This window comes from Sagittula salina (assembly GCF_017813235.1).
GTDB classification, from domain to species: Bacteria; Pseudomonadota; Alphaproteobacteria; order Rhodobacterales; family Rhodobacteraceae; genus Sagittula; species Sagittula salina.
In genome coordinates this window covers 1-10238 of record NZ_JAGISH010000027.1, presented here as the reverse complement: position 1 = coordinate 10238, position 10238 = coordinate 1, and the positions used below count along the sequence as shown (strand labels likewise).

Here is a 10238-nt window from a genome sequence, read left to right as displayed (position 1 = left end):
ATGGCGGCGTCGCTGAATTGCTGCTGCCGACCGCGTTTGCCGCTCGGTGGTGGTGCCCACACCATCTCCGGGTCGAAAAAAATCGACAACGATCCGCGCTGCTTCAAACTGTCGTTGTACGATGGCCAGTTCGTCGTCTTGTACTTCGTAGGGGCCCAACTACTCATAGCCCCTCGCTATCATGCTGGATTCACGCAGTGAATCCCCGACGTGGATTTGTGCAACAAAGCCGTGCGACGTGGTCGAGGACATAAAAGCCTCTGGCCTGATCGCCCGGATGATCGAGAAGCACGGGGTGAAGGGGCTGGATGTGGCGCCGGCCGGCTGACCCCCGGCCCGGCGGTCCGGACGCGCCCCCGGTCCACGATTGGATCAACCACGACCACGGCCCGTCCACCATCATTTCAAAGACTCCTTCCTTTGTTTTGGAACCTTTTGCGATCTGCCGCATTATCGTCGAAGGGCATTCGGAGAAATGATCATGAGCGAGGCATTGCCGAGAACGGCGGAGAAGGGGCTAGTCCTCGTTGTGGATGACGAGGCGCTGATTGCACTCGACCTCGCCGCGACAGTCGAGGACACAGGGCGGCGCGTACTAGGGCCGGCGTTCTCGCTCGATCAGGCGGAGCGTTTGTTGACGGACACCACGCCCGAACTCGCCCTGCTCGACATAAACGTCGGTGCGCATCAGGTCTGGCCCCTGGCCCGCAAGCTGCGCGCACGCGGCACGAAGGTGGTCTTCATCAGTGGCGATCTCAGCCTCGCCAACCTTTGCGAGGATTTCCTCGAAGAGCCGCGCCTGCACAAACCCGTCATGCCGGAGCAAGTCATGCAGGCGCTCGACACCCTCTCAGCTGTGCAGCCGGTGAGTATGAATCAGGCTGCCGAGTAAGGGAACGAAAGCTCGCGTCGGTAGCCGCCCGACGTCGGTTTGCCCGATGCCTCGGCCTGTAGCTGCAGCGCCGTTGCCTGGATCAACGCCTTGCCGAAACCCGACCCCACGTCAGCGGCCTCCTCGATGCCGCGTTCCTGCCAGGTGATTTTCAGTCGGTCGCCGGCCACTTCCGAAGTGATCTCGATCATTCCGTCGGCCACGGAAAGCGCACCGTATTTCGTCGCGTTTGTACCCCATTCATGCAGGATGAGCGCGAGCGAGGTCAGCTGTTCCGTGCCGATTTCCACATTATCGCCAGTCAAGGTGATTTTCTGATCCTCCCGCGCGGGTCGCAGTACCGTTTCCATGATTTCCCACAATCGGGCTCGCCGGATCTCCGCTCCGGCATTGGTCAGCGCGTGGGATTCCGCCAGCGACCGTATCCTCGATCGCAGTGATATGGCGAAATCCTGCAGATCGACGGCTTCACGCGCGCAGATCGAAATCAGCGCCGAGATGATGGCAAAGAGGTTCTTCACCCGGTGGTTCATCTCGCGGATCATCAGTTCGCGCTGGTTCAGCAGGTTGCGTTCGGCTGTCACGTCGTAAGTTACGCCGATAAACTTGCGCGAGACTTCGGGACCGAAGCGCCGACCCATCCCGTGCAACCAGCGCGTACCACCCTCGCGCAGCGGGATGGAGAACACCTCATCGAAGTCCCGCGTTCCGTCCATGGCCTGCCGCAACGCACGGTTTACCCGGTCGCGATCGTCGTCCGCCAGCCGCGCGAGGATCGGCTCCATGCGGTCGCCATCCTCCGGCCCGAGGTCCAGAAGGCTCCGCTCTGTTTCGTCGATGCGCGTGTTGTCGGTTTCGGGTTCGTATTCCCAGATCCCGATACGGGCCACTTCCAGCGCGAGCCGCAGACGCTCGCGCTCTTCCTCCAGATCGCGCTCCAGCCGGAGCACCTCGGTCACGTCGGCGAGAACCAGGGTCGCGCCGTCATATTCCCCGTCCTGCCGTTTGTACGGCAGCGCCCGCCCGACAAAATCCTGCCCCAACGCGCGGGAATGGATGCGGAATTCGCGCGCCTCGATGCTGTTCACGGCACTCTTGAGCCCATCCATGATTCCGCCGCGATCCAGCTTCCCGGCCCCATCCGAAAAGGTCTCTCCGATCTGGGTGGAATCGAGACCAAACAGACCTGCGGCCGCTTCGGTGTAGCTCCGCAGCCGCATCCGGCCATCGACCACGACCACCACCAGCTCTGTCGAATTGAAGAAGTTCGACAGGTCGGCGTTGGCCACGGTCAACTGATCGACCTTCGTCTTCAGTTCGTCGTTGACGGTGGTCAGCTCCTCGTTGGTCGACTGGAGCTCCTCGTTCATCGACATCATTTCTTCATTGGAGCTTTTCAGCTCCTCGTTCGTGGTCTCCAGCTCCTCGACCGCAGTGTGCAGGCGGTGGCGCGTGCTTTGCAGTTCCTGTTCCAGGTAGCGCACATGCCCGTCGCCGGGGGTCATTTCCTCGAAACCATCGGTGAAAGAGGGGTCCAGATCGCCGCTTTCGCGAATGACGACAAGGACCGTGCCCTCGTCTAGGGGTTCGCACAGCAGGGTACACGGCAGCGTGCCGAGTCCGGTGCGCACCATCACCTCGGGTACCTTCATGCGCCGGTTGGTGGAAACGACATTGCGCACCAGCCCACCGATGACCTCGCGCAGGCCCGGCTTTGCGAGGCTTGGGACATGCAGCTTGCGGTCGGTACGGTCGGGAAAATCAAGAAACCGTCCCACGTCACCAAAGCGGTGCAGCAGGTGGGCGCCTTCGTCCAGCACCATGCTGACGGGGGCGTAGCCCTCGGCGAGGCGGCGCAGGGCTTCGATCTCCGGGGGATAGACGCGACGCCCGGCGGTGTTTTGCACCTTGCCGCCGCGCGGCGGGGAGGGGGCCGTCAGCCTCCGTTTCGGCAGAGTAAAGCCGTAGTTGCCCCGCGCCTTGCCACGCCGGAAGATGCGGGCCGACTGGTTTTCGATGCGAAAGATATCCTCGAACCGTCCGATTGCCTCCGATGAGCCAAGAAACAGGTGGCCGTCTTCGCGCAGGGCGAAATGCAGCAGGGGCACGACCTGCCGTTGCAGCGTCTCGTCGAAATAGATCAGCAGATTTCGGCAGGACACAAGGTCGACCTTAGAAAACGGCGGATCCTTGATCAGGCTGTGCATGCTGAAGCGCACCATATCGCGAATAGACTGCGTGATGGTGAAATTCGTGCTGCCGGCCACCGTGTAGCGGTTCCGGAACCGCTCCGGAATATCCGGCAGCGCCGATAGCGGGTAGGCCCCCGCCCGCGCGATATCCAGCATCTTGCCGTCGATGTCGGTGGCAAAGATCTGCACCAGCGGCCAGCGTCCGGCGTCCTGCATGGCGTCATGCAGGAGCATGGCGAGGGAATAGGCTTCCTCGCCGCTGGAACACCCCGGTATCCAGATGCGGATTTCGTCGTCGGACGAGCAGCGTTCCACAAGCGGGCGCAGCACCAGGGTGTCGAGATGGGTGAATTCCTCCGGATCGCGAAAAAAACGTGTGACGTTGATCAGGAGGTCATGGAACAGGGCGGTGGCTTCTTCCGGATCCGCGCGCAGGCGGCGCACGTAGTCCTTCGGCGCCTCGATCCCCAGCACCTGCATCCGACGCGCGATGCGCCGCGACAGGGTGGAACGCTTGTACAGCGAGAAGTCATGCCCCAGCGCATCTGACAGGGCCTCGCAGATATCGCCGATGTAGTCGAGGATTTCGCGGCTCTCGCCGCTGCCACCGCTTTCCTGAGCGAATTCGAAGAATTTGCCGAGGACGGACAGGATCTCTTCGGGCGGGGCGACGAAATCGGTAAGGCCGGTGCCGATGGCAGAATCAGGCATCCCGGAATAGGCAGCCGTTTCGGGTTCCTGCACCACGCAAAGCCCGCCGTGTTCCTTGATCGCCCGCAGCCCGCGCGTCCCGTCCGCGCCCGTACCCGAGAGGATCACGCAGGCCGCCCGTGGACCGCAATTCACCGCAAGCGATTCAAAGAAGTCGTCGATCGGGCGCCGCAGACCGCGCGGGTCGACGAACTCTGTCAGGTGCAGCGTCTCGCCCCGCACCGCCAGCCCGTGCCCTGGCGGGATGACGTAAATGTGGTCCGGCTCCAGCAATTCGCCGCCGGCGACCTGTGTCACCCGCATGGCGGTATAGCGCTCGATCAGCTGCGCCATCAGCGATTCATGGTTCGGATCGAGGTGCTGGACCACGACAAAGGCCATGCCGGTGGCGTGGTCGTGACCGGAGAACAGGACGCGCAGCGCCTCCAGCCCCCCGGCCGAGGCACCGACGCCGACGATGGGAAAGGTCTGGGTCATGGTTTCTTCAGGCATCGGGTTCATTCATCAAGACGTGTGCGCGCTATGAGGGAATTGGTGTTGGCCAGAATCGGAAAACTGGTGGCGACTTCCCAGCGGGAGGGTTCCAGCACGTCGCGCAGGCCCCGCACATCGCGCGAAAGTGCCTCCGCGTAGGTACGCGCCGAAACATCCGTCGCGCATGTCAGGTCGAACTGCGACGCGAGGATCAGCGCGTCCTGCCCTTCTCGCTTCAGGCGTGACATATAGACAAGGTTCAGGAACGCTTCCCCATTCTTGCGCTGGTTGGGGACCACAAACTGCTCGTCCGCCCGCCCTGCCCCGTCGACAAAGGCGCGCATCCGCTCCCGCACCGGCCCGGCGCCTTCGGCCGGCTGCAGGAAACGGCAGTTGCGGTTCAGCACGTCGTCGAGGGTATAGCCCGTGATCTTCAGGAAGGCCGCGTTCGCCATCACCAGCGGGCAATCGGGCAACCGCAGATCGCCGACGCTGATCGCAACGCCACTGATGGCCAGCAAACGTTCGATCGGTTCGGGAAGCGGCATGGGCAGGGATGTCCGGACGAATGGTGACGGGCGCACGTGGAAAGGTTCAGATCAGCATGTAAGGCGGGAAACAAGCGGACAAGGGGTAAAGCCCGCGAAACCATGCAATTGCATCCCCACCGTCACCCCCGCGTGGGTGTTGCGCGGTACGGGCGCTTCGCTTACCCCTTAACCAGAGCGCAAGGGGGAGGGCCGGAGCTGCTCGAGGTTTCGCATAATGTCTGGCTGGTGCTGGCCTCGCTGGCGGTCGCGCTGATGGCCGCCTTCAGCGGTCTGTCGATCACACGCGGCGCATCGCGGCTGGCCGTGCCGCAGCGCAAGGTGATTGTGGCCATCGCCGCCGTGGTTCTGGGCGGCGGCATCTGGTCGATGCATTTCGTCGCCATGCTGGGGTTGCAGCTGCCGATCCGGTATTACTACGACGGGCTGATGACGCTGATTTCGGCATTGATCGCCATCCTGATGGTGGGTCTGGCGCTCCTGATCCTGCATTTCCTGCCGCGCACGCGCCGCACGCTGACCGCCGCCGGGACCATCACCGGCCTCGGCATCGTCGCCATGCATTACGTCGGCATGATGGGGATGGAGCTTTGCCGCCCGGTCTTTGCCCCCGGCGGGCTGGTCGTCGCCGTCCTCTGTGCAATGGTGCTGTCGAACCTCGCCATCCACGTGGCCTATGGCGCCCGGACAAAGGGCAACATCCTGCTCGGCACCGTCTGTTTCGCCTTCTCCGTCGGCGCGGTGCATTACATCGCCATGGCCGGGACCGGGTTCGTCATCGGCGACACCAAAGCGGTGGGGCCGGAAATCTCCAACGAGGTCATGGCCATGGGCGTCGCCCTCTGTACCTTCGTGATCTCGGGGATGTTCCTGCTGACGGGGGTTTCCTTCCTCGAACCGCCCGCCATATCGGTGGCGTCCGCACCGCGCACGCCCGAACCCGCGCCGGAGGCTGGGGCCATACCCAGCCCCACAGCCATGCCCACCCCCACAGCCATGCCCACCCCCACACCTGCGCCCCCGCAACCGGTACCCTTCGAAAAGGAAGGCCGGACGCAGTTCCTCGACCGGGGCGCCATCGCCGCCGTGCGCGCCGAGGGGCATTACACATTCCTCTACGCCGGCAAGGACAAGCTCTTCTGCCCCTGGTCGATCTCGGAGGCCGAGGCCCGCCTCGCCCCCTCCCGTTTCATCCGGGCCCACCGCAGCTACCTGATAAACCCTCGGCACGTCACCGGCTTCGAAAGGACGAAGGACACCGGCGTGTGCTTCTTCGAAAGCACCGGTGCGCTACCCAAGGTTCCGGTCAGCCGCTCCCGCCTGCACGCGGTCCGGGACGCGCTGGGGCTCTGACCGACTCCGCCGCGCTGCCGCAGGAAATGCTGCGAACGCACGCATGAGGTGAGGGCCGGTATGGCTTAATCACGGGTTACGCGCAGTCGCAGCTCGTGCGGCCCAATCGCATTTCGTGCAAAGCCCCCGTGCTTCATGGCCCTTCCGTTGGTCGCACCGCCATGCCCGATAGCATCGGGACACCCATCATGATGATCAACGGGAGGGACCATTCATGATACCAGCCGGGTTCGAATACCACCGGCCCGCCGACCTCGCGTCGGCGATTTCGCTTCTGACCACGCATGGTGACGAAGCCCGCGTGATCGCCGGGGGGCACAGCCTGATCCCCATGATGAAGCTGCGCATGGCGGACGTCGGCCACCTCGTCGACCTGCAGTCCATCGAAACGATGCGCGGCGTCCGTATCGACGGCGACACCGTGACAATCGGCGCGCTGACCACCCAGCACGAACTGATCACGCACGCGGAACTGGCCAGGCGCCTGCCAATCCTGCGCGAATGCGCGCTGCTGATCGCGGATCCGCAGGTGCGCTACTGCGGCACGCTCGGCGGCAACGTGGCGAACGGCGATCCGGGCAACGACATGCCGGGGCTGATGCAATGCCTCGATGCCACCTATACCGTCGAAGGCCCCGATGGCGCCCGCCAGATCAAGGCGCGCGATTTCTACGAAAGCGCCTATTTCACCGCGCGCGGTGACGAAGAAATCCTGACCGCCGTCAGCATCTCCCTGCCCGCGCCGGGCACCGGCTACGCCTACGAAAAGCAAAAGCGCAAGATCGGTGACTATGCCACGGCGGCCTGCGCGGTGATCGTCGGCGGCGGCACAGCGTCGGTCGCCATGACCAACCTGGCCGACACGCCAATCTGGGCTGAGGACGCGGGCACCGCGCTGGCCTCTGGCGATCTCGATGGCGCGGTGGCCGCCGCGCTTGCCGCCATCGACCCGCAGGAGGACATGCGCGGTCCCATCGCCTTCAAACGCCACGTCGCGGGTGTCGTCATCCGCCGCGCCATGCAGCGCGCCACGGACCGGGCGAAAGGATAAGAAAATGAGCAAGATGCACGTCAAGTTCACCCTGAACGGGCAGGAGGTCGAGGGGCTCGCGGAGCCACGCACCCTGCTGATCCACTTCCTGCGGGAAAACCTCCGCGTCACCGGCCCGCACATCGGCTGTGACACCTCGCATTGCGGTGCCTGCACCGTCGACATGGATGGCCGGTCCGTCAAATCCTGCACCGTCTTCGTGGCGCAGGCCAATGGCGCAGACGTCACCACCGTTGAGGGGCTGGTGAACGCCGACGGATCGCTCGGTGTGATCCAGGAAATGTTCCGTGAACACCACGGGTTGCAATGCGGCTACTGCACGCCGGGCATGATCACCCGCGCGCACCGCCTGCTGCAGGAGAACCCCACACCCACCGAGGAAGAGGTCCGCTTTGGCATCGCCGGCAACCTCTGCCGCTGCACTGGCTACCAGAACATCGTGAAGGCGATCATGGCGGCGGCGGATCAGTTGAACGCCCAGAAGGAGGCCGCGGAATGAAGGACGAGGTTTCGCAGGAGGACCGCAAGGCCGGCCTCCAGGGCATGGGCTGCGCGCGCAAGCGCGTGGAGGACGTGCGCTTTACCCAGGGCAAGGGCAACTATGTCGACGATATCAAGCTCGACGGGATGCTGTTCGGCGATTTCGTGCGCTCGCCCTATGCGCATGCGCGCATCACATCGATCGACGCCAGCGCCGCGTTGGAAATACCCGGCGTTCTGGCGGTTCTGACGGCGGACGACCTGCGCCCGCTGGGGCTGCACTGGATGCCGACTCTGGCGGGTGACAAGCAGATGGTGCTTGCCGACGGCAAGGTGCTGTTCCAGGGCCAGGAGGTCGCCTTTGTCGTGGCCACCGACCGCTACGCCGCCGCCGATGGCGTCGAGGCGGTGATGGTGGACTACGAGGACCTGCCGGTGGTCACCGACCCCTTCAAGGCGATGGAGCCCGACGCGCCCGTTCTGCGCGAGGATCTGGCAGGCCAGACCGAGGGCGCGCATGGCCCGCGCAAGCACCACAATCACATCTTCACCTGGGAACAGGGCGACAAGGACGCCACAGATAAGGTGCTGAACGAAGCCGATGTGGTGGCCGAGGAGATGGTCTACTACCATCGCACCCACCCCAATCCGTTGGAGACCTGCGGCTGCGTCGCGTCGATGGACAAGGTGACGGGCAAGTTGACGCTGTACGGCACATTTCAGGCGCCACACGCGATCCGCACCGTGGTCTCGCTGATCTCCGGCATTGCCGAACACAAGATCCGCGTGGTCTCGCCCGACATCGGCGGCGGCTTCGGCAACAAGGTCGGGGCCTACTCGGGCTACGTTTGCTCCGTCGTGGCCTCCATCGTGACGGGCAAGCCGGTAAAGTGGATCGAGGACAAGATGGACAACCTCATGTCCACCGCCTTCGCCCGCGACTATTGGATGAAAGGCAAGATCTCCGCCACGAAGGAGGGCAAGATCACCGGCCTGCACTGCCACGTCACCGCGGATCACGGGGGATTCGACGCCTGCGCAGACCCGACCAAATTCCCGGCCGGCTTCTTCAACATCTGCACCGGGTCGTATGACATCCCCACGGCCTATCTCGCCGTGGACGGCGTCTATACCAACAAGGCGCCGGGCGGCGTGGCCTACCGCTGTTCCTTCCGCGTGACAGAAGCCGCTTACTTTATCGAACGCATGATCGAGGTGCTGGCGATCAAGCTGAACATGGACGCGGCAGAGCTGCGGCGCATCAACTTCATCAAGAAAGAGCAGTTTCCCTACCAGTCGGCGCTGGGATGGGAATACGACTCGGGCGATTACCACACCGCCTGGGAAAAGGCACTGGAAGCGGTCGACTACAAGGGCCTGCGCGCCGAACAGGCGCAGCGGGTCGAGGACTTCAAGGCCGGCAAGACGCGCAAACTGATGGGCGTGGGGCTGACCTTCTTCACCGAGATCGTCGGTGCCGGCCCGGTGAAGAACTGCGATATCCTCGGGCTGGGGATGTTCGACAGCTGCGAAATCCGCATCCACCCGACAGGGTCCGCCATCGCGCGGCTTGGCACGATCAGCCAGGGCCAGGGCCATGCCACGACCTTTGCGCAGATCATCGCGTCGGAGATCGGTATTCCGGCCGATGACATCACGCTGGAGGAAGGCGACACCGACACCGCGCCCTACGGGCTTGGCACCTATGGGTCGCGGTCCACGCCGGTCGCGGGGGCGGCAACCGCCATGGCATCGCGCAAGATCCGGGCGAAGGCGCAGATGATCGCGGCCTACCTGCTGGAGGTGCACGATGATGACGTGGAATGGGACGTTGACCGTTTTGCCGTGAAAGGAAACCCGGAGCGGTTCAAGACCATGAAGGAGATCGCATTCGCATCGTACAACCAGGCCATTCCGGGGGTGGAGCCGGGGCTGGAGGCGGTCAGCTACTACGACCCGCCCAACATGACGTACCCTTTCGGTGCCTACATCTGCGTGATGGAGCTGGACGTCGACACGGGTGAGCATTCGGTGCGCCAGTTCTACGCGCTGGACGATTGCGGCACACGCATCAACCCGATGATCATCGAGGGACAGGTCCATGGTGGGTGTACCGAAGGCTACGCGATCGCCATGGGCCAGGAGATCGCCTACGACGACATGGGCAACCACAAGACTGCGACGTTGATGGATTTCTTTGTACCCACGGCGGTGGAGACACCGACCTGGACCACGGATTTCACGGTAACGCCCTCCCCGCACCATCCCATCGGCGCAAAGGGTGTCGGCGAGAGCCCCAACGTCGGCTCGGTTCCCGCCTTTTCCAACGCGGTGCACGATGCCTTCCGGGCGTTCGGACTGGTGCAATCGCATATGCCGCACGACCACTGGCGGGTGTGGAAGATCGCGGAGGATCTGGGATTGCATGGGTGAAAGGTTTCGGATCGCGCCGCGATCCGACCGTGGGGGGGGGGGGGGGGGGGGGGGGGGGGGGGGGGGGGGGGGGGGGGGGGGGGGGGGGGGGGGGGGGGGGGGGG

7 protein-coding genes and 1 pseudogene are annotated in these 10238 nt (G+C 64.1%); 5 read left to right on the top strand and 3 right to left on the bottom strand.

Annotation, left to right across the window (positions count from 1 at the left end; all coding sequences use genetic code 11):
* Nucleotides 1-167, bottom strand: a pseudogene (locus tag J5474_RS22235) (IS5/IS1182 family transposase); the annotation flags it as partial.
* 314 nt (nt 168-481) lie between these two features.
* Here J5474_RS22235 and J5474_RS22230 point away from each other — a divergent pair.
* On the top strand, nt 482-892 hold the full coding sequence (locus J5474_RS22230; protein WP_209364186.1) for a hypothetical protein: 411 nt from the start codon (nt 482-484) through the stop codon (nt 890-892).
* Here the strand turns inward: J5474_RS22230 and J5474_RS22225 are convergent.
* Together J5474_RS22225 and J5474_RS22220 are read right to left on the bottom strand one after the other, a co-directional pair.
* Nucleotides 877-4272: a CheR family methyltransferase gene (locus J5474_RS22225; protein ID WP_209364184.1), complete on the bottom strand. Its 3396-nt coding sequence runs from the start codon at nt 4270-4272 to the stop codon at nt 877-879. The two genes, J5474_RS22230 and J5474_RS22225, sit on opposite strands and share 16 nt — an antisense overlap.
* 20 nt (nt 4273-4292) lie before the next feature.
* Nucleotides 4293-4817: a PAS domain-containing protein gene (locus tag J5474_RS22220; RefSeq protein ID WP_209364182.1), complete on the bottom strand. Its 525-nt coding sequence runs from the start codon at nt 4815-4817 to the stop codon at nt 4293-4295.
* A gap of 228 nt (nt 4818-5045) precedes the next feature.
* Between J5474_RS22220 and J5474_RS22215 the strand changes: the two genes are divergently transcribed.
* From J5474_RS22215 to J5474_RS22200, 4 genes are all read left to right on the top strand, one after another.
* A complete protein-coding gene (locus J5474_RS22215) occupies nt 5046-6170 on the top strand; it encodes an MHYT domain-containing protein (protein WP_342454088.1) in 1125 nt (374 codons plus the stop codon).
* Between the two features lie 214 nt (nt 6171-6384).
* Nucleotides 6385-7221 carry an FAD binding domain-containing protein gene (locus J5474_RS22210; protein WP_209364179.1) on the top strand — a complete coding sequence of 279 codons (837 nt, stop codon included), beginning with the start codon at nt 6385-6387 and terminating at the stop codon, nt 7219-7221.
* Nucleotides 7222-7225: 4 nt separating this feature from the next.
* Entirely contained in the window at nt 7226-7720 is a 495-nt protein-coding gene (locus J5474_RS22205; protein WP_209364178.1) for a (2Fe-2S)-binding protein, read from the top strand.
* Nucleotides 7717-10134, top strand: a complete 2418-nt coding sequence (locus J5474_RS22200; RefSeq protein ID WP_209364177.1) for an aerobic carbon-monoxide dehydrogenase large subunit — start codon at nt 7717-7719, stop codon at nt 10132-10134. Before J5474_RS22205 ends, J5474_RS22200 begins: the two co-directional genes overlap by 4 nt.
* Nucleotides 10135-10238: the final 104 nt, after the last annotated feature.

Coding starts and splice junctions, on each gene's coding strand:
- J5474_RS22230 (WP_209364186.1), top strand. CDS start 482: ATGAGCGAGGCATTGCCGAGAACGGCGGAGAAGGGGCTAGTCCTCGTT.
- J5474_RS22205 (WP_209364178.1), top strand. CDS start 7,226: ATGAGCAAGATGCACGTCAAGTTCACCCTGAACGGGCAGGAGGTCGAG.
- J5474_RS22210 (WP_209364179.1), top strand. CDS start 6,385: ATGATACCAGCCGGGTTCGAATACCACCGGCCCGCCGACCTCGCGTCG.
- J5474_RS22225 (WP_209364184.1), bottom strand. CDS start 4,272: ATGACCCAGACCTTTCCCATCGTCGGCGTCGGTGCCTCGGCCGGGGGG.
- J5474_RS22200 (WP_209364177.1), top strand. CDS start 7,717: ATGAAGGACGAGGTTTCGCAGGAGGACCGCAAGGCCGGCCTCCAGGGC.
- J5474_RS22220 (WP_209364182.1), bottom strand. CDS start 4,817: ATGCCGCTTCCCGAACCGATCGAACGTTTGCTGGCCATCAGTGGCGTT.